This window comes from Campylobacter concisus (genome assembly GCF_002913745.1).
Classification (GTDB): Bacteria; Campylobacterota; Campylobacteria; order Campylobacterales; family Campylobacteraceae; genus Campylobacter_A; species Campylobacter_A concisus_R.
In genome coordinates this window covers 47,366-65,334 of record NZ_PPCG01000039.1, presented here as the reverse complement: position 1 = coordinate 65,334, position 17,969 = coordinate 47,366, and the positions used below count along the sequence as shown (strand labels likewise).

The 17,969-nt window shown below is 37.5% G+C and carries 22 protein-coding genes and 1 tRNA gene; 12 read left to right on the top strand and 11 right to left on the bottom strand.

All coding sequences use genetic code 11. The features are described 5' to 3' along the window. Nucleotides 1–38 precede the first annotated feature (38 nt). The gene (locus CYO90_RS05695) at nt 39–2,954 is read right to left on the bottom strand and encodes a phage/plasmid primase, P4 family (protein WP_181000222.1); all 2,916 of its coding nucleotides are present in this window, start codon (nt 2,952–2,954) and stop codon (nt 39–41) included. Next, entirely contained in the window at nt 2,947–3,339 is a 393-nt protein-coding gene (locus CYO90_RS05690; protein WP_103578789.1) for a hypothetical protein, read from the bottom strand. Before CYO90_RS05690 ends, CYO90_RS05695 begins: the two co-directional genes overlap by 8 nt. Before the next feature lie 200 nt (nt 3,340–3,539). Between CYO90_RS05690 and CYO90_RS05685 the strand changes: the two genes are divergently transcribed. Beyond that, entirely contained in the window at nt 3,540–3,740 is a 201-nt protein-coding gene (locus CYO90_RS05685) for a hypothetical protein (protein WP_103578788.1), read from the top strand. On the opposite strand, the gene CYO90_RS05680 is transcribed toward CYO90_RS05685, so the two are convergent. From CYO90_RS05680 to CYO90_RS10105, 3 genes are read right to left on the bottom strand one after another with little or no spacing between them, the layout of a single operon-like run. After that, the gene (locus tag CYO90_RS05680; RefSeq protein ID WP_103578787.1) at nt 3,735–3,968 is read right to left on the bottom strand and encodes a hypothetical protein; all 234 of its coding nucleotides are present in this window, start codon (nt 3,966–3,968) and stop codon (nt 3,735–3,737) included. The two genes, CYO90_RS05685 and CYO90_RS05680, sit on opposite strands and share 6 nt — an antisense overlap. Further along, a complete protein-coding gene (locus CYO90_RS05675) occupies nt 3,968–4,351 on the bottom strand; it encodes a hypothetical protein (protein ID WP_103578786.1) in 384 nt (127 codons plus the stop codon). The genes CYO90_RS05680 and CYO90_RS05675 overlap by 1 nt, the downstream gene beginning before the upstream one ends. Beyond that, nucleotides 4,344–4,607 (bottom strand): helix-turn-helix domain-containing protein, encoded by a 264-nt coding sequence (locus CYO90_RS10105; protein ID WP_141090540.1) that lies wholly within the window; start codon nt 4,605–4,607, stop codon nt 4,344–4,346. Before CYO90_RS10105 ends, CYO90_RS05675 begins: the two co-directional genes overlap by 8 nt. A 182-nt stretch (nt 4,608–4,789) precedes the next feature. Here CYO90_RS10105 and CYO90_RS05665 point away from each other — a divergent pair, with 182 nt between their 5' ends. From CYO90_RS05665 to CYO90_RS05635, 7 genes are all read left to right on the top strand, one after another. Further along, nucleotides 4,790–5,179, top strand: coding sequence for a helix-turn-helix domain-containing protein (locus CYO90_RS05665; protein WP_103578784.1), 390 nt, complete (start codon nt 4,790–4,792; stop codon nt 5,177–5,179). A 2-nt stretch (nt 5,180–5,181) separates the two neighbouring features. Further along, the gene (locus tag CYO90_RS05660) at nt 5,182–5,562 is read left to right on the top strand and encodes a hypothetical protein (protein ID WP_103578783.1); all 381 of its coding nucleotides are present in this window, start codon (nt 5,182–5,184) and stop codon (nt 5,560–5,562) included. Nucleotides 5,563–5,648: 86 nt separating this feature from the next. Then, complete coding sequence (locus CYO90_RS05655) at nt 5,649–6,041, top strand: DUF5334 family protein (protein ID WP_181000221.1); 393 nt, start codon at nt 5,649–5,651, stop codon at nt 6,039–6,041. A 52-nt stretch (nt 6,042–6,093) separates the two neighbouring features. Continuing rightward, nucleotides 6,094–6,309: a hypothetical protein gene (locus CYO90_RS05650; protein ID WP_103578782.1), complete on the top strand. Its 216-nt coding sequence runs from the start codon at nt 6,094–6,096 to the stop codon at nt 6,307–6,309. 47 nt (nt 6,310–6,356) lie between these two features. Beyond that, the gene (locus CYO90_RS10800; RefSeq protein WP_429827830.1) at nt 6,357–6,443 is read left to right on the top strand and encodes an excalibur calcium-binding domain-containing protein; all 87 of its coding nucleotides are present in this window, start codon (nt 6,357–6,359) and stop codon (nt 6,441–6,443) included. Between the two features lie 3 nt (nt 6,444–6,446). Further along, a complete protein-coding gene (locus CYO90_RS05640; RefSeq protein ID WP_103578780.1) occupies nt 6,447–6,899 on the top strand; it encodes a thermonuclease family protein in 453 nt (150 codons plus the stop codon). Nucleotides 6,900–6,906: 7 nt separating this feature from the next. Further along, entirely contained in the window at nt 6,907–7,932 is a 1,026-nt protein-coding gene (locus CYO90_RS05635) for a TIR domain-containing protein (RefSeq protein WP_103578779.1), read from the top strand. 188 nt (nt 7,933–8,120) lie between these two features. Here the strand turns inward: CYO90_RS05635 and CYO90_RS05630 are convergent, their stop codons facing one another. The 6 genes from CYO90_RS05630 to aspS form a co-directional block, all read right to left on the bottom strand. Next, nucleotides 8,121–9,320: a tyrosine-type recombinase/integrase gene (locus tag CYO90_RS05630; protein ID WP_103578778.1), complete on the bottom strand. Its 1,200-nt coding sequence runs from the start codon at nt 9,318–9,320 to the stop codon at nt 8,121–8,123. A gap of 234 nt (nt 9,321–9,554) precedes the next feature. After that, nucleotides 9,555–9,631: transfer RNA gene (locus CYO90_RS05625), tRNA-Ile, on the bottom strand. A gap of 124 nt (nt 9,632–9,755) precedes the next feature. Then, complete coding sequence (ppa, locus tag CYO90_RS05620) at nt 9,756–10,274, bottom strand: inorganic diphosphatase (RefSeq protein WP_004317619.1); 519 nt, start codon at nt 10,272–10,274, stop codon at nt 9,756–9,758. 69 nt (nt 10,275–10,343) lie between these two features. After that, a complete protein-coding gene (locus tag CYO90_RS05615; RefSeq protein WP_429827829.1) occupies nt 10,344–10,658 on the bottom strand; it encodes a NirD/YgiW/YdeI family stress tolerance protein in 315 nt (104 codons plus the stop codon). Between the two features lie 130 nt (nt 10,659–10,788). Beyond that, nucleotides 10,789–11,358: an adenylate kinase gene (locus CYO90_RS05610; RefSeq protein ID WP_103578776.1), complete on the bottom strand. Its 570-nt coding sequence runs from the start codon at nt 11,356–11,358 to the stop codon at nt 10,789–10,791. A 188-nt stretch (nt 11,359–11,546) separates the two neighbouring features. Continuing rightward, nucleotides 11,547–13,304, bottom strand: a complete 1,758-nt coding sequence (gene aspS, locus CYO90_RS05605) for an aspartate--tRNA ligase (RefSeq protein WP_103578775.1) — start codon at nt 13,302–13,304, stop codon at nt 11,547–11,549. A 92-nt stretch (nt 13,305–13,396) separates the two neighbouring features. On the opposite strand from aspS, the gene CYO90_RS05600 reads away from it, so the two are divergent. From CYO90_RS05600 to CYO90_RS05585, 4 genes are all read left to right on the top strand, one after another. After that, nucleotides 13,397–14,272, top strand: a complete 876-nt coding sequence (locus CYO90_RS05600) for an NAD(+) kinase (protein WP_103578774.1) — start codon at nt 13,397–13,399, stop codon at nt 14,270–14,272. Continuing rightward, the gene (locus CYO90_RS05595; RefSeq protein WP_181000220.1) at nt 14,265–15,785 is read left to right on the top strand and encodes an AAA family ATPase; all 1,521 of its coding nucleotides are present in this window, start codon (nt 14,265–14,267) and stop codon (nt 15,783–15,785) included. Before CYO90_RS05600 ends, CYO90_RS05595 begins: the two co-directional genes overlap by 8 nt. A gap of 88 nt (nt 15,786–15,873) precedes the next feature. Beyond that, nucleotides 15,874–17,130, top strand: coding sequence for a diguanylate cyclase (locus tag CYO90_RS05590; RefSeq protein ID WP_103578773.1), 1,257 nt, complete (start codon nt 15,874–15,876; stop codon nt 17,128–17,130). Then, a complete protein-coding gene (locus tag CYO90_RS05585; RefSeq protein WP_103578772.1) occupies nt 17,127–17,912 on the top strand; it encodes a TatD family hydrolase in 786 nt (261 codons plus the stop codon). Before CYO90_RS05590 ends, CYO90_RS05585 begins: the two co-directional genes overlap by 4 nt. Nucleotides 17,913–17,969: the final 57 nt, after the last annotated feature.

Here is a 17,969-nt window from a genome sequence, read left to right as displayed (position 1 = left end):
AGACATTTTTAAATAAATAATAAATATAGCTTTTGTAATCAATCAACATCTGGAGCCGCTCCGTTTGCTTGATAGATATTCATAGCCTCTATCATTACTTGTGATCCACTTATGCAAATCGAATCAAAATCTAAATTTGCATCGCTAAGTTTAATGCCAAATGTGCAATAAGGCTTATTTGACGTTATGCCAGTGTAGATAGTAGAAAGACGCTTTTGCCCTTTGGTTACTACTATATTTTTTAAAAGCAATTCTTCTTTAAGTGTTCCAAAGAATTTTTGTTCTTTCATCGCAACGCCACCTTTGCCCTCGACATATGACTTATAAACTTGATATAAATAAGTGTTTGGCACGAGCCAATTTGTATCAGCTACAATGGCATCCTTGACAAATGTTCGCATAGGATTTACTTCATCTTTATACTCTTCTATCTCGCCAAGCATTCGTTTAGACTTTGTAAATTTGCCTTGAACTATTAGCCTATCAAGTCCTTCCATAGCCAAAGAAAATATCCCACTCATCTCATCAGCAAAGCGATCAGATAAATTTCTAATCTTCCTATCGTCTTGAATCTCTGTATCAAATGTCAAAACTAGCATACGTCTAAAAAAGCCGTTGTCTAGGTTTTGTTTTGGTTTTTCATTACCAGCAAAGGCAAGCTTTGGCTTTTCGCTAGGCGGAAGGCTAAATGGTGTTTCACCCTTTGGGTTTATGCTAACTTCATCTTTTGCCGAAACTAGAGTTTTTAAAACTGAGAGCTGACCTTTATCGGTTCCGTTTTTATCTATCTCTGCGCCGATATTTAAAAATTTGCCCACAAGCGCATGTGTCTGGTGTCCTTCAAACTGCTGAAGCTGAAGCGATGAGACATTTTCAGCTCCGAAAAAATCTCTAATAACACTTAAAATAACGCTCTTGCCATTGGCGCCACTTTTGCCATATAAAAATAAGAAGCTTTCAAAATCATGGCTAGGTAAAAAGCAGTAGCCTATAAACTCCATAAGCGTCTTTCGGTCATCCTCGTCTGGCAAAACTTGACGCAAGAAGTTGTGCCATTTGTGGCATTTTGCACTTTTGTCATAGTTAAATTCTAAGATGTTTAATGTCGCATCACGTGGATCGTGCATAGGTTTAAAGGTTCTCACGCCATTTTTACTAATAAATAGTGTGCCATTTTTAAAATTTACTATGCGACGCGCATCATCTCTTCTTACAAAATCTAGCGGTCTTGCAGTATTTAAGATATTATCTATGATTTCTTTTGCATTTTTTGCGCTAGCTTTTTTCTTATCTACGCAGGCTTTATTCATCCAGTGCTCTTGGATGAAGTAGCTAAGCGTTGATAGGTCAAGTTTAGCGTAGTGGGTTTTTGTCCAAAAGTATAGCTCGCCGTGGTATTGTGCTGTTTTATAGCCTAGTTTATCAAGACTTTTTCTAAAACTCTCTGTCATATCGGTGATGTGAGTTTGGTGATAGTTGGTAAGAACTGTTTTGTTTATATATAAAAGTTTGTCCCAGACCTCACTAAATTTATCAAAGTCGCCTTTTTCTCCATCCTCTAGTAAAAACCCCTCAAAATAAGATTTTTTAAATCGGTCATACTTTTCGCCAAATTTTTTCTTAAGCTCTTTTGCCTGTTTTAAAATGGCTTGGATATATTCTTCATCTAGCTCGCCCTTGACATTAAATATATTTACGTAGTTTCCATCTTCATCTTGAGCTAAAATTTCTCTAAAAATTTCATCAAAATGCTTAACGATCTTTTTAGTTTTATACCTCTCAAGCTTTTCCGAAAGCTCTGGGAAGTATTCGCAGATCTCGTCTATGATGATATTTGTCGGCTCAAAGCAGCTAAACGCCACCGTCTCAAGTGGGCTAGCGCTTTGAAATTTAAAAGCATTGTCATGCAGATAGTCGCTGATGTCATAGCCTTTTGAAAGGTTTTTGCCTACCATATAAAATAGCACTATGCGAACGCTTCTAGCTACATCTTTGATCTCGTAAAATTTCTTTATCGCATTTTCATATCCAGCCTCATCGTGGTCAAACCATATAAAGACGTGCTTATCTCTTAAAAGCTCTTTATACTCTTGCCAGCTAGCAGTCACGCCGCCAAGCGTCAAAGCGCAAGTGTTAAAGCACATTAAATTTAGTGCATCCTTTTCGCCCTCGCAGATGACTATGGTACTACCTTGATAGTCATTGTAAAAATTTAGCGGAAATGGGCTAGCGTGTGCGCCACTTTCGCCTATCCACTTTCCAGGCATTCTCTCACTTGTTAGCTCGCCTTTGCTAGCATCATAGGCAAATTTCTCCCTATACTTGATATTTACCGGTGTGCCTTTAGCGTCTCTTATGATGATGGCTAGGCTTTTATGCTCAAAGCTATATCCTATAAGCTCGCGGCTATATGGATCAAAGTTTTTGCCAGGTATCGGAAAGATGGCTGAGATTTGATCTTTGATGAGATCATAATTTTTAAGCTTGTTTTCCACGAGCTGAGGGGCTGTTTTGGCTAGTCTTGCTTTTAGGGCAAGCTCTTTTTTAGCCCTTTGCTCAGCCTCTTTTTTCATACGAGCTTCATTTTCAGCCTTTAAAATAGCTTGATGTGCTTCGTAGGCTGCTTTTTCTTCTTCGCTCATCTCTTTTGCATTGATCGTGTTTGGTATACCAAAATGATCGCAAACTTTTTTAGCAGCTTGAAGTGGAGAGATATGCTCTTTTAACTCAACAAATTTTGTTATATCACCACTGGCACCGCATGCAAAACACTTGAAAAATGCACCGCCACTATCGGAGTTTATGCCAAAGCTAGGGGTGTTGTGTCCATGATCGTGAAGCGGACAAAAGGCATTTGTGCCTTTAAACTCTACACCGTAGATACTTTTTACAAACTCGATAAAATCATGCTTTGATACGGTTTGTTTTATTGTCTTAAAAATGTTATCACTCATCATCCACATCCGCAAAGAGGTTGTTCTCTCTTATAAATTTCTTTAAAATTTCTATGACCTCTTGTGCAAACTCGGGGTTTTTGAAGCGAAAACGCCTAAAGTAAAAGTAGATAGCGGCTTTGTTTTTGCCAGTATGTTTGGCTACGTAGTCAGCTATCTCGCTCTCACTTGATGCACATTCAAGGGCTTTGTAATACATATCTGCCACTTCATCAAAATGTGGGCAGAGGTAGTTTTGTTTCACGAAAAGGGCGTGCTCGTATATTTTAAAGCGATCATGTCTGTCATGCTTGCGGTCAAGATAGCTTAAATTTTGTAGATTTTTCTTGCACGTTTCAAGTATGCTGGCGTGATCTACACGTATATACTCCCTCATCGCACTCATGCTAGCCCCTTTTTTTGAAAAGCAAAGCTAATATGCCAAGCGTCAGCATAGCACCGCCTACAAAAGCACAAACAACCACGGCAATAACGCTTAAGGCAAATTGCTCAGTCATTTTTAATCCTTTTTTAATCAAATTCACTCTTTTAACTCCTTTGGGATATAATCAAATCACGAAACGAAACCCCAAAGGAGCTAAAACAATGGATCAAATCAAAGAAAAATACGACGAGCTAACGTCTGCCGATCTTTCTAAAATAGCCGCCGAACTGACGGCGGTCGCCGTATCAAACGGCGCGCTAAACGACATCAACAAAGGCGACGTCGTTAGTAAGGTATCTCAAGTCTATAAAAAGATATTTTTTGAGATAACTAAATTTGAACTCGCAGACGTTGAGTCATAGCCATCCGTAAAACGCGCCTACGAAACGGTAAGCGCGTTTCATCCTATCGTTGGGCGCGAAATTCATCCCCACGCCGCACTCATTTTTAAAGATCTTTATAATCCTAACTATGGCGTCAAGATCGCCGCCGTTAAAGCCCGCTTTTCTAAACGCATGCGCCATCTCTTCTTCTTCGGTTAAAGCACAAACGCGCACATGTTTGTCGGTTTGGTTTTTAAGCTCAGACATTAATATCCTTTAATCTTTTTGCAGAGGCGTAAGGCTTTTTCCATAACCTCCATAAATTCTGCAAAGTTATCTTCATTTTTCCTAAACATTGGGTTTACATAGTGATTTGGATTACGAACGATCTTTTCTGCTTCCATCGCCGCTTGTTTAAACAACTCATCTACAAAATAGTCCTCCAAAGATGGGTCAGAAGGATCAGATGGATCGCGTGGATCGCGTTCAGCTTTTTTCTTAGTCTTCAAAGAAGGTTTGGGTTGAGCGTATTTGGTTGGATTTTTCCTGCACTCCTCTTTGGCTTTTTCCATAACTTCAAAAATTTTCTCATCAGTAAAAAATCTCTGAGTGGTCATTTCGATAAAACGTTTTCCTGAAGAATTACACATCACTTCTCCTTTTATTAAAAATTTCGCCTTCGCCTTGGTAAATCCAGTTTTGATTGAGGTTGTATTTTTCACTAAGCCTCATCACCCACTCGTAGGGGATGAGCTTGCGACCACGTTTGACCTCATTAAAAAAGTATTTTGTAGTTTCAAGTAGTTCGCAAATTTCCACGAGATCTAACCCAAAAATCAGCCTAATGCCCTCAAGCCTTTCACCGACCTCTGTTAGAGAGATGTAATCACTTGCTTTACGCCTCATGAATAGTCCTTTTTTTAGCCAAAACCAGCTATAATCTAGGGTTAAAACAAAAGTTTTAATTTTAAGGCTTATTTTTAAAGCCTCTAAATCAAAAGTTTTTATTTTTAATGAGTTAATTATATACTCAATTGAAATAAAAGTCAATAGTATATTACTCAAAATTTTATAAAAGGAGTATAAAAATGGAAAATTTAGAAGCTATTTTGGCGAGAATGCGCGCTGTGCTCGGAGTAAAAACAGATAAGCAGATGTGTGAAATTTTAGAAATTCCATACAATACTATTACGACTTGGAAAGATAGAGGCAAAATTCCAAATGGCAAATTTTTGGAAATCGCCGCAAAGCTAAACGTAACGCCTGAATATCTAGAGAGCGGAACGCATATATCAAATAACACCAACTCCGTGATCGTAAACGGCAGCAACAACGGCAGCATCGTAAACGGACATCAAGTAAAAGTAAGCGACGAATTTATGGAATTTGCGGAGCTGTTTAAAAAATACGGCAATAGCGAACTGCTCAAACAATGGACTGAGAGCTTGCTAAAGATTAAAGAAGTGATAAAAGGATAGCTATGAGAGGCGAAAATAGTTTATTTGAATTATTGTTTTGCCTATTTATTCTTATTATACTTGGGCTATTTATCGTATTTTTACAAAAAATAAATAAAAAATTAAATATTTATTTTTTAGATGTTGTTGTTCGAACTTTATATGATAGAGACAACATAAAAAACGCATGGTTGTTTTTAATATTAATAATCGGGCTGTTCTGGTGGGGAAATACTTTGGCCGCTGTATATTTAATTTTTTGTAGTTTAATTATTTTATGGATGGCAATGCAGAAATTTATAGCAATAGACGAAGGGCGCGAACCGTCAAAAATGCCGTTTGATTTTGTTTGCGTGGTTACTGCTATCGGACTTATTTTTGTGATATTTGCAGGATCGATGTAAAAATATTTATAGGTGGTTTTTAAAATCCAATAAAGCCTGAAATTTGGCGAAGAAACGAATAAAAATAAAGCTAAAAGGAGATGGTGATGCTAAAGAAAATTTTAGCGTGTATATTAGTGGCTACAGTGGGTTTTGCATGGGACGGTTTTGATTGGGAAAAAGGTGATTACGTAGAAATCGAAAAGAATAACCTCGTTAGAAGCGGTAAAGATATAGAAATTTACGACTATAACGATGGCGGATATAAAGACGTGGAGGTGCTAAGTATAAGGAAAAAGTACAACGGTAAGGTTGAATTAGAGGTATACGATTACGAAGATGGCAAAGAAAGAACACTTGAGATGGATAGTTACCAAGACAAAAAAGACAAAAAAGATAACAATGACAAATATATTGATAATTTTTCATCAGATAGCTTTTTAAATAATTCAATGGAATATAATCAAAACGACTTATATGATAATACGTTTTTAAAGTAAGCAAAATTGTCATTGTGGTATCCCTATAACATAAAAAGGAGAAAAATAAACTATGTTAAGAAAAATTTTAACGTGTATGATCGCGCTGTTTGTTTTGGCTAGCGTAGCCGAAGGCGCGCAAAGAGTTCGCGGATACTTTAAGAAAAACGGAACCTATGTGATGCCGCACTATAAAACAAAAAGAGACGGCACGAGGCTAAATAACTACAGCACAAAAGGCAACATAAACCCATACACTGGTAAAAGAGGGCATAGAAAGTTGAGATAGTTTTTAGGAAACTTTCTAAAATTTAAAAGGTTGTTGTGCTGAATTTGATGCGTATTTTTTTATTAAATCAATGTAGGTGCTCTAGTCTTGACAGAGATAAAGACGGAATACCTTGCGAAAATTTGTGCAGGTAACAGATGGCAGGTATAAAATTTTTAGGAATATTTTTAATCCCTATTTTCTTGTTTGCGCTCGATGGTAAAGTCATAAGCGTAACGGACGGCGATACGATCAAAATTTTAACCTCTAAACGGCAACAAATCAAAGTAAGGCTATACGGTATAGACGCACCAGAGAAAAAGCAGCCTTACGGTACGGCCGCAAAACGATATCTGGCGGATCTTATCGCCGGTAAAACCGTACAAATAGATGAGCGCGGCAAGGATAGATATAAGCGCGTTTTGGGGATCGCGTATCTAGACGGCAAAGACGTAAACGAAATTTTGGTGTTAAACGGCTATGCATGGGCTTTTACGAAATACTCGAAAATTTATGAATCGCAAGAGCGGCAAGCACGAAGCAAAGGGCTTGGGTTGTGGCATGATAAAAATCCGATAAAGCCTGAAATTTGGCGGAAAATTTATAAATAGGTAGCATATGGGTACAAGAAAAATTAATATTTTTTATTCATGGCAAAGTGATTTGGAAGAAAAAACTAACAAAATAGCTATTAGGCAGTTTATTAAAGAGGCTATAAAGAGAATTAAACAAAATGATGACGATATAGAAATAATAATAGACGAAGATGCCAGAGATAATCCCGGTAGTAAAAATATAGCAGAGGAATTGATGAAAAAAATTCGTAATTCCGATATTTTTATTGCAGACGTCAGCATTATCAACGGGGACGGGGGAGAGGTAAGGAAAACGCCGAATCCTAATGTTTTGTATGAACTTGGCTTTGCTAGCTCTAGACTTGGGTGGGATAGGATATTGCTTATTTTTAACGATGGTTGCGGCTGTAATGTGGAAGATTTACCATTTGATATATATGGGCATAAAGTCATGAAGTATTTGATTAAGAGTACCTATAGTAAGGACGAGATAAAGAACACAATAAATCACTTTTCTTCTGGTCTTGGAAAGGCAATTGGATTAATATTAAAAAATAACCCGGAGAAAGAGTGGGATAAAAAAGAAAAAACTGACTCAGATATAAAAAGAGAACGAGATATTGTCGAAATAAATAAAATTATGGAAGGCTTTAATATAGAAGTTTTTAAAAATTTTATAGATTTATTGCCTGAAAAAATATGCGAAGATATATTCTATTTTGATGAAATTTTGAGTCGCTATTTAAAGAAGCCAATTCCCACCAAGCTATTTGATAAGGAATTGCAAAATCTATTTTATGAATTCTATTATCTTTTAAGTTTGTTGCTTGGCCAAGATCAGCATTATAATAGTAATTTTAGTTTAAGTTTCCACAATAGCATTAGTATGGATGAAAGAGTTGGATTTATGCAGGGAATGAATATAATTAAACAAGATTTTATAAAATGTCTAAATAGTATTCTTGATATATTAAGAGATAGATATATAGAAATAGACTTCTATGAAAATGACAAGCGAACGCTCAATGCATTCCTTGAATATACCAAGAAATTAAAAAAAGATTCTTAATTTATATGCTTTTTAGTAACCCATAATATAAACTATCCACAAAAAAGTGGAGAGTTTAGATGGATAATAATTTAGATTTAACCAGAAAAGCATTTAGCGAACTTGGAAATCATAAGGCGTTACAAACCTTGTGAAAAAGTTTCTTAAATTTACACTCTATGCAAAATAATATACAATAATTTTATACATTATTTTACCAACTCATCCAAATAATCTGCCCACCATTGCATCAATATCTTCATATCTGCTAGATTTTGAGCTCTATTGTAAGCTTCTCTTACCTTATCCTTGTCTTTGTGCGCAAGGCATCGTTCGATGATGTCAGCATGGCAACCATGTTCATTTCTTTTTTCGTTGGCCATAGTTGAAAACATCGCACGAAAGCCATGAGAAACGATTTCGTCTTTGCTATATCCCATGCGTCTTAGTGCTGTATTTAACGTATTTTCACTCATTGGACGGCTTTTGGATAGTGTGCTGGGGAAAAGATACCCCTCAGTGCTTCCGCAAATTTTGGTATAGTCTTTCAGCAAATTTACGACTTGATCGGCTAGTGGTAGTCTAAACGCATCTTTCATTTTCATTTTATCTGCTTTAACCGTCCAAATTTTAGCGGATAGATCAAACTCATCCCACTTGGCAGCTCTGACATTAAATGGGCGCATGGCGGTATAGATCGCAAGCTTTAATGCGACTTTTGTTTTTATGTCGCCATTATATCCATCTACTGACGCGAGTAACGTGTGTATCTCGTTTTCATCTGTGATAGTAGGGAAATTTTTAGGCTTTGCGGTTTTAAAGGCATATTTGAAATTTATATCGGCCACGACGTTGTGAGCGATTATCTCATAAGTGACGGCATATCTAAAAATTTGATTTAGCAATATAAATACACGCTTGATGGTTTCTAAATTTCCAGCTTTTTCTATGATCTTTAATACATCTATTATTTCTACTGCTTTTATATTGTCCAATGGCCGATCGCCTAAATACGGTGCAACGTGCTTGTTAAAAATCAAATTTTGTTTTTTTAAGTAGTTCTGAGTTATGTTTGCGGATTTTATATCTAGCCATTTTGCAGCGATATCGTTTAGTGTTGTTTTGCTACTCTTTTTACTTACTAGCGGATCAATACCATCTAGTATTTGAGCGGCCAACTCCCTGCGTTTTTCTCTGGCGGCTGAGAGGCTAAGGTCTGGGTATCTTCCTAATGCCATACGACGCATTTTTAATGTAAGCGGGCTTTTATACTCAAATGCAAAAAATTTACGACCACTTGGCTCGACAAATATAAATAAATTTTGTCCGTCGGACTTTTTATAAACTTTATCTTTTGGTTTTAAGGCTCTTATGGCTGTATCCGTTAAGGGAGGGTTGATCTTTGGCATTTTTGTCCTTTAAATGTCCGCAAGCCCCTAAAAATCAAGCGGCGATTTTTTACGGACATTTTTTAACGGACAACGTTTTATCTCCTAAATTATCCGTAAAAAGTCCTTAAAGGCAATTAAAAAGGCTTAAAAACATTGAAAGCAATTTAAAGAAAAAAGATGTAACAAAGCTCGTATTTATCGTATCTTTTGAAAGGTTTTTAAAAAGATTGAAAGGGATTGAAAATTGTAAAATGGTGGGTTCACCAGGACTCGAACCTGGGACCATCCGGTTATGAGCCGGATGCTCTAACCAACTGAGCTATGAACCCACAGTTGAAAGAAAACCGTATTATACAAGAAAAAGCTTATCTAAATATAAAAATAGCCTTTTTAATATGACGTATAAAAACGAACAAATTTAAAAAGAAAAAGCCCTAAAATAGGGCTTTTAAATTATTTATAATTTTTTATCGCAGCGTCTAAAATCTCTTTTGCAGCGTTTGCGTCTTTAAATTCTTTCACTTTAACCCATTTATTTGGCTCAAGAATTTTATAAGTTTCAAAGAAATTTTTGATCTTATTTAGTGTCGCAGCTGGCAGGTCTTCGTAGCTTTTTATCGCCTCATATCTTGGATCGATCTTTGTAACTGGCACAGCCAAAAGCTTCTCATCCATGCCTGCTTCATCTTCCATCACCAAAACGCCTATCAAACGGCAAGGGATGACGCTACCAGCTTGGAGTGGATACTCGTTTAGCACCAAAATATCAGCTGGATCGCCGTCAGCTGCAAGTGTGTTTGGCACAAAGCCGTAGTTTGCTGGGTAGAACATCGCTGAGTAAAGCACGCGATCAACTACGACTGCACCGCTATCTTTGTCGATTTCATATTTGATATTTGAGCCATAAGGTATTTCGATTACAGCATTGATTTTGTCTGGGTTTGAGCCAAATTTGATCTTTGAAACGTCCATATATTCGTCCTTTTTATTAGAAATTTTCGTGATTTTAGTATTTTTTGCATTAAATACTCGTAAATTTAACTACTTTACAACCTCTACACTATCTACGTCGATTTCTGTTTTTGTGAAGTCTTTATCTACTTCGCCTCTTATTCTTAAAGGCGTGTCCTCGTTAGCTGTTGCATTGCCCCATTTTTTGTTGTCAATCTCAACAACGATAGTGTCGCCATTTTTATCGGCAAATTCATACTTATCTGATTTGATGTGTGACTTTATCTTGCCCTCAAGCATGACTTTGGCATCGTCATTTAGTTTTAAAGCCTCTTTTACGCTTATAACATTTTCGCTTTTATGCTTTGAGACAAAGCCTCCAGCCATTGCGATGCTAGCAGCCAGTGAAGCGATGAAGATTTTTTCATTTTTATCCTTTTTGGTTGGTTGTTAAATTTAAAGGATATTACATTTTTAGTGTTATATAGATAGTAAGTTTTAAAACCTTGCACCTTTTGATGCAAGGTCTGTAAATTTATATAAGTTTAGCTAGTAAATTTTTGATGTCAGCTACGATCTCGTCGATGCCACGCTCGCCATTTACCACGTGAAGTAGCTCTTTTTCGCTGTAAAATTTGCGGATAGGTTTGATCGGATCAAGATATACTTTCATACGGTTGTTAAAGACTTCGTTGTTGTCATCAGCGCCTCTTGCACGGCCAAGTACTCTAGCCCTTGCCACGTCCTCGCTAACATCCACTTCGATGACACTTTTTAGAGAAATTTCATCTTGCTCGCTTAAGACTTTGTCAAGCTCGGTCATTTGCTCAACGCTTCTTGGATAGCCGTCGATTATGATGTTTGATTTATTCGAGCTTTTGATAGCTGAGACGATCGCATTTACGACAACTTCAAGTGGGACTAAATTTCCTTTTGAGATAAAGCCGTCTATTAGTTTGCCAAGCTCGCTACCACTTGCGACTTCAGCTCTTAAAAGATCGCCAGTTGAAAAGTGTGCAAATTTCTCATCATGCTGTGCAATGATCGATGCGTCTGTTGTTTTGCCGCTGCCTGGAGCGCCTATGATTAAAAATAAATTCTTCATTTTTTCCCTTTTTTATATTTTTTGAGCGCCTTTGAATGAGTTTGAAAATTTCACCCTGCAGCAGACTATATGTCTAGCTTTGGGATGAAATTTTCTACACAACATCCAAAATCATCTCAAAAATTTAATCTTTAAAATAAAATAACTCAAATTTAGACATCTAAAAGTCTAAATTTATTGCAAAAATTTTAATTCTTTTGCTCTTTTTCTCTTATCCTTAGTCCTAGCTCCCTAAGCTGTTCGTTGCTAGCGTAGCTTGGTGCCTTTGTGAGTGGGCACTGAGCGCGCTGTGTTTTAGGGAATGCTATGACGTCGCGGATCGAGCTTGCTTTATTTACAAGCATATTTAGTCTGTCAAAGCCGATCGCGATACCACCATGAGGAGGCGCACCAAATGTCAAGGCATCAAGCAAGAAGCCAAATTTCTCACGCTGCTCGGCTTCATCTATACCAAGAAGCTTAAAGACCTTTTGTTGGATGTCGTTTTTGTGAATTCTTATACTTCCGCCGCCAAGCTCAAAGCCGTTTAGCACGACGTCGTGAGCGATAGAGAGGATATCTTCAAGATCAGGCTCGTCTATATTTTTTGGCATTGTAAATGGATGGTGCATCGCAGAGTAGCTGCCGTCGTCATTTTGCTCAAACATTGGGAAGTCAAGCACCCATAAAAACTCAAGTCTATCTTGATCGATGATGCCCATTTGCTCAGCTAGGAAAATTCTAAATCGTCCCATATAATCAAGTACGATCTTCTTCTTGCCAGCGCCAAAGAATACGACGTCGCCAACTTTTAGCTCACATCTTGAGACGATCTCGTCAAGATCGCTTTGCTCGAAAAATTTGCAAAGCGGGCCTTTTAAACCATCTTCTTTCATCTGGAAGTAGCCAAGTCCTTGTGCACCAAATTTACGTACAAATTCCTCAAATCTATTCATCTCGCGCTTACTAAAGATGTTGTCGCCATTTGGCACTTTTAGCGCTTTTATGCGGTTTTTCTTCTTATCCTTTGCGATAGAGCTAAAAATTTCATTGCTTGAGCGCTCGAAAATATCGATCACATCGATCATTTTTAGATCATATCTAAGATCAGGCTTGTCTGAGCCGTAAGTCTCAGTCGCCTCTTTGTAGCTCATGCGTCTAAATGGCGTTTTGATGTCGTGTCCGCAGGCTTTAAAGATATCTTTTAGCATCGTCTCAGCCATATTTATGATATCTTCTTGCTTAACAAAGCTCATTTCGATATCTATTTGAGTAAATTCTGGTTGGCGATCAGCCCTTAAGTCCTCGTCGCGGAAGCATTTTGCTATCTGAAAATACTTATCAAAGCCAGAACACATCAAAAGTTGTTTAAATAGCTGTGGGCTTTGTGGGAGCGCGTAAAATTGACCTGGATATACGCGGCTTGGCACTAGATAGTCTCTTGCACCTTCTGGAGTTGCGCGTGTTAAAACTGGAGTTTCAAACTCGATAAAGCCCATTTTATCTAGGCTGTTTCTAGCTGCGATCGCTGCGCGAGAACGCATTTTAAAGATATTTTGCAAACGCTCGCTTCTAAGGTCTAAAAAGCGGTATTTTAGCCTGATGTCCTCATTTACGCTCTCATCACCTATCATAAATGGTAGTGGCTCGCTTGGATTTTCGATGATGAGCTCGCTTACTATCACCTCTATCTCGCCAGTTTTTAGCTTTGGATTGGTTAGTCCTTCACCTCTAGCTCTTACTTTTCCTTTTGCTTTTAAGACATATTCATCTCTTACTTTTGCAGCCACGTCGTGTGCTTCTTTGCTGTCGGCAGGATCACAAACTAATTGTATAAGCCCGCTAACGTCTCTTAAGTCGATGAAAACAACGCCACCGTGGTCTCTATATGTGTTTGCCCAGCCACAAAGTATTACTTCTTTGCCGATATCAGCTTTGCTAAGATCGGTGCAATAATGACTTCGCATAAAATGCTCCTTTGCAATGTTTTTTAGGCAATTATAATCGCTTTTTTCTTTTGAAAAGCTTTGTTAAAATAAAATATGTTACAATCATTTCTATGAAAAATGAACAAAAATTTAATACCACAAACGCCAAAAAAGTGGGACTTATCGCGAAAGATTATCCATTATTTAAGCAGGATTTAGCAAAGCTAGAAAAAATTTTAAAAAAGTATAACGCAGAAATTTTGCTTGAAAAAAGCTGTGCAAAGCAGGTAGAAAAAAGTGGCTTTGAGCTGATAAAACTAGCCAAAGAGTGCGAATTTCTTATCACGCTTGGCGGTGACGGCACGATCATCTCAACTTGCAGAAAGCTAGCTCACATCTCGCCGCTCGTCCTTGGCATACACGCTGGCAGGCTCGGCTTTTTGACAGATATCACGATAAATGAGAGTGAGAAGTTTTTTAAAGACTTTTTTGATAATAAATTTGAGGTAGAAACGCCTTTTATGCTTGATGTTACGCTTCACAAAAATGATGGCAAAACTGAGAAAAAGATAGCATTTAACGACGCGGTCATCGTTAGTAAAAATGGCGGCTCGATGACGCATATCGAGGCACTTTTAAATGAAAAGTATTTTAACTCATATTATGGAGACGGCGTCATAGTCGCAACTCCAGCTGGTACCACGGCATATAACATGAGCGCAAATGGTCCTATCATCTATCCACTAAGCGAGGTCTTTGCGCTAACTCCCATCTGCTCGCACTCACTCACGCAGCGTCCAGTCGTGCTTACCAAAAATCACACGGTCAAATTTAGAACAAATAGCGACGCCATTTTAGTCATAGACGGACAAGACCGCTTTGATATGAGTAAAATTTCAGCCGTTAGCATGAGTCTGAGTGATAAAAAAGCGAGGCTGATACGCCATATTGGCAGGGATTATTTTCAAATTTTAAAAGAGAAACTTCACTGGGGTTATAATGATTGATCGAATTTTGATTAAGGATTATCTAAATTTTAAAAATGTCGAGCTAAATTTCAAAGAGGGTCTTAGCGTATTTACGGGTGTTAGCGGTGCTGGTAAATCGGTACTGATGAGTGCCATAATGGCTGTTTTTGGGCTAAAAGATAGCGAGGCAAGGCTGATAGAAGCTGACGTGGAGCATAAATTTGAGCTTGATGAGTTTGGCATAGAAAACGAAGAGGTTAATATTTTCAAGCTTTTAAAAGATAAGAGCACGAGGTATTTTATAAATCAACAAGCCATCTCAAAGAAAAATTTAGCCCAAGTGGCGCGCGAGCACATCAAATATCTCTCGGCAAAAGAGGCAAATGAATTTGAAAATGAGAAATTTCTAAATTTGCTTGATAGGCTTGAAATTTCAAAAAATGAGAAATTTAAAGAGATAAAGCAGGAATTTGAAGAGGTGTTTTTGGAATTTTCTAAAATTTCAAAAGAGCTAGCCACTATAAAAGAGGAAGAGAAAAAGGTCGAGGAGCTAAAGGAGCTTGCTAGCTTTGAGATCGAGAAGATAAGAAGCGTTGGGCCTAAAAAAGGCGAGTTTGAAGAGCTTATGGAAACTAAAAAAAGGCTTAGTAAAAAAGATAAGATAAATGAGGCGTGGGCTAGGGCTGAGCGGATATTTGAGCTAGAGCACAGCGTAAATGAGGCGCTAAGCATCAGCGACCTTGACAACGGCTTTTTTGAAGATGCGATGAATGAACTAAGGGTTGCAAGAGATAGCCTAAATATGGAGGAGCTTGACGATATCGACGTGGAGAGCGTGCTTGATAGGATAGAAGCTCTTAATGCCATCATTAGGCGCTATGGCAGCGAAGAAGAGGCATTAGAAGCGCTTGATAAAAAGGAAAAAGAGCTTGCCAGATATGAAAATTTAAGCTTTGAAAAGAGCGAGCTTGAGAAGAAATTTGAAATTTTAAGCAAAAAGGCAAATGAGTTAGCCAGCGCTTTAAGCAAGGCAAGGAGCGTAAATTTAAAAGAACTTGAGGCGATGATAAATTTATACCTAAAAGAGCTTTATATGCCAGATATTACGCTAATGATCGAGGGCAAAAGGCTTGATATTTTAGGCGTTGATGAAATTTGTTTAAATTTAAACGAGACCTTGCTTAAAAATTTAAGCTCAGGCGAGCTAAACCGCTTAAGGCTGGCCTTCATAGCCGCATCTAGTGAGATCACGAAAACTGGCGGTGATGTCATCATTTTAGATGAAATAGATGCAAATTTAAGCGGAAAAGAGGCGATGAGTATCGCAAATGTCTTGCTCAAGCTTGCAAATTTTTATCAAATTTTTGCCATTTCGCACCAGCCGCAGCTTAGCTCAAAGGCAAATTCGCACTTTTTAGTAGAGCGTCACGGCGAGAGCTCAGTCGTAAGAGAGCTTGACAAAGAGGAGCGTGTAAATGAGCTTGCGCGTATGATAAGTGGCGAGCACATCAGCGAAGAGGCGATAAATTTCGCCAAAGGACTTTTAAAATAGCTTGAAATTTAAGTTTTAAATTTAAGCTTTGTGATTAGGTTTATTTGTTAAAATCCGAGCTAATTTAATAAAAAATCGCAGGAATAATATGGAAAGAATTCTAGTAGTTGATGATAATAAGGCACTTGCTAAGCTAATCGTCATGCAGATGGAAAAGAGCATTGAGGATATGGCTATCGACGTTGCGTACGATTTTGCCGAAGCCCAGATACTTATTAGCGAGCACGGCAAAGATTATTTTATGACTATCTTGGATCTAAATTTACCTGACGCACCAAATGGTGAGATCGTTGATTATGTCCTTGCTCAAGGGCTCTGTGCTATCGTTTTAACTGGTAGCATCGATGATAAGACAAAAGAATTTTTTATAAACAAAGACATAGTTGATTACGTCTATAAGGGCAACATGGATGATATCAACTACATCTTTCAAATGATAAACAGACTAAGCAAAAATAGACAATACAAAGTCCTAGTCGTTGAGGACTCACTGCCTTTTAGAAATATGATAAAAAAAATCTTAACTAGCCTTCAGTTTAAGGTTTTAGCAGCGGCTCACGGCGAAGAGGCGATGAGCTATTTTGCTGATAATCCTGATATAAATTTAATCATAACTGACTATAGAATGCCTGTTAAAGATGGCTTAGAAGTCTTAAAAGAGGTTAGAAAAGAGAAAGATAAAAACCACCTTGGTGTGATCGTGATGACCTCGCCTAGCGAAAAGACTGATGCTTCGATATTTTTAAAAAATGGAGCTAGCGACTTTATAGCAAAGCCATTTTCTAAAGAAGAGCTCATTTGCCGTGTAAATAACACCATTGAGGCGATGGAAAATATAAATAAAATAGCAAATTTTGCCAACCGCGACTTTTTAACTGGCGCTTACAATAGAAGATTTTTCTATCAAGATATAGAAGAGTATGTCCAAGCAGCTGAAGAGCTTGATGAACCTTATGCGATTGCTATGCTTGATATAGATCACTTTAAAAAGATAAATGACACATACGGACATGATGGTGGCAACAAGATACTAAAATCACTCGCAAAGATACTAATTGACAATACAAAAGGAAGAGATGTAGTCGCTAGGTTTGGTGGTGAGGAATTTTGTGTTGTTCTTAAAAAGATAGCAAAAGAGGAGGCGATTAAATTTTTTGTAAATTTAAGAGCAAAAGTGGCTGAAAATGAGGTGATCATAAAAGATAAAACCATAAAAGTGACCGTTTCTATCGGGGTTTCTTTTGGGAAAGGTCACTGCGAGATAGATGATATGCTTGAAGCTTGCGACTCAGCGCTTTATGTCGCTAAAGAAAATGGTAGAAATAGGGTAGAAATAGCTTTATGATTATAGATACGCATTGTCATTTGGATAGTAAAGTTTATGATTTTGACCTAGAGCAAATTTTATCTGAAGCCAGAAATTTAGGGCTAAAAGGCTTTATTATCCCTGGAGCTGATATTAATGATTTACCAAAAGCGGCTAAAATAGCGCACGAAAAAAGTGATATTTTCTTTGCCGTTGGAGTTCATCCCTATGATAAAGAGAATTTTAATATAGAGACTTTAAGAGAATTTGCCAAAGATAAAAAGTGCGTGGCTATCGGTGAATGTGGGCTTGACTACTACCGCTTGCCAAAAGATGAAGAAGAAAAGCTAAGAGAAAAAGCTGATCAAAAACGTGTTTTTTTAGCTCAACTTGATTTGGCAGTTGAGTTAAAAAAACCCGTTATCCTCCATATCAGAGAGGCTAATGAGGACTCTTTTAACATATTAAAAGAGTATGCGCCAAAGCTTGAAGCTGGGGCAGTTTTGCATTGTTATAATGCCTCGCCACTTCTTTTGGAGCTTTGCAAATTTGGGAATTTTTACTTTGGCATAGGTGGCGTTTTGACATTTAAAAACGCTAAGAATTTAGTTGAAATTCTGCCAAAAATTCCTTTTGATAGGGTATTGATAGAGACTGACGCCCCTTATCTCACGCCAGAACCAAATCGTGGCAAGAGAAATGAGCCGGCGTTTACGACATTTGTTGCTAAAAAGATAGCTGAAATTTTAAACCTTGAATTTGAAGTAGTTTGTAAAACGACTTCAGATAATGCCAAAAGGTTATTTAAGTGCTTTGCCTAAATTTTGGGCATTGTGCTTGCTTAAGATGCTAGCATCATTAAGCTTTGACACGAAAAA

Coding starts and splice junctions, on each gene's coding strand:
- CYO90_RS10800 (WP_429827830.1), top strand. CDS start 6,357: ATGCGTATTTTTTTATTAAATCAATGTAGGTGCTCTAGTCTTGACAGA.
- CYO90_RS05685 (WP_103578788.1), top strand. CDS start 3,540: ATGGATCAAATCAAAGAAAAATACGACGAGCTAACGTCTGCCGATCTT.
- CYO90_RS05675 (WP_103578786.1), bottom strand. CDS start 4,351: ATGTGTAATTCTTCAGGAAAACGTTTTATCGAAATGACCACTCAGAGA.
- CYO90_RS05610 (WP_103578776.1), bottom strand. CDS start 11,358: ATGAAGAATTTATTTTTAATCATAGGCGCTCCAGGCAGCGGCAAAACA.
- CYO90_RS05680 (WP_103578787.1), bottom strand. CDS start 3,968: ATGTCTGAGCTTAAAAACCAAACCGACAAACATGTGCGCGTTTGTGCT.
- CYO90_RS05585 (WP_103578772.1), top strand. CDS start 17,127: ATGATTATAGATACGCATTGTCATTTGGATAGTAAAGTTTATGATTTT.
- CYO90_RS05695 (WP_181000222.1), bottom strand. CDS start 2,954: ATGAGTGATAACATTTTTAAGACAATAAAACAAACCGTATCAAAGCAT.
- CYO90_RS05595 (WP_181000220.1), top strand. CDS start 14,265: ATGATTGATCGAATTTTGATTAAGGATTATCTAAATTTTAAAAATGTC.
- CYO90_RS05590 (WP_103578773.1), top strand. CDS start 15,874: ATGGAAAGAATTCTAGTAGTTGATGATAATAAGGCACTTGCTAAGCTA.
- ppa (WP_004317619.1), bottom strand. CDS start 10,274: ATGGACGTTTCAAAGATCAAATTTGGCTCAAACCCAGACAAAATCAAT.
- aspS (WP_103578775.1), bottom strand. CDS start 13,304: ATGCGAAGTCATTATTGCACCGATCTTAGCAAAGCTGATATCGGCAAA.
- CYO90_RS05630 (WP_103578778.1), bottom strand. CDS start 9,320: ATGCCAAAGATCAACCCTCCCTTAACGGATACAGCCATAAGAGCCTTA.
- CYO90_RS05660 (WP_103578783.1), top strand. CDS start 5,182: ATGAGAGGCGAAAATAGTTTATTTGAATTATTGTTTTGCCTATTTATT.
- CYO90_RS05655 (WP_181000221.1), top strand. CDS start 5,649: ATGCTAAAGAAAATTTTAGCGTGTATATTAGTGGCTACAGTGGGTTTT.
- CYO90_RS05640 (WP_103578780.1), top strand. CDS start 6,447: ATGGCAGGTATAAAATTTTTAGGAATATTTTTAATCCCTATTTTCTTG.
- CYO90_RS05665 (WP_103578784.1), top strand. CDS start 4,790: ATGGAAAATTTAGAAGCTATTTTGGCGAGAATGCGCGCTGTGCTCGGA.
- CYO90_RS05650 (WP_103578782.1), top strand. CDS start 6,094: ATGTTAAGAAAAATTTTAACGTGTATGATCGCGCTGTTTGTTTTGGCT.
- CYO90_RS10105 (WP_141090540.1), bottom strand. CDS start 4,607: ATGAGGCGTAAAGCAAGTGATTACATCTCTCTAACAGAGGTCGGTGAA.
- CYO90_RS05635 (WP_103578779.1), top strand. CDS start 6,907: ATGGGTACAAGAAAAATTAATATTTTTTATTCATGGCAAAGTGATTTG.
- CYO90_RS05690 (WP_103578789.1), bottom strand. CDS start 3,339: ATGAGTGCGATGAGGGAGTATATACGTGTAGATCACGCCAGCATACTT.
- CYO90_RS05600 (WP_103578774.1), top strand. CDS start 13,397: ATGAAAAATGAACAAAAATTTAATACCACAAACGCCAAAAAAGTGGGA.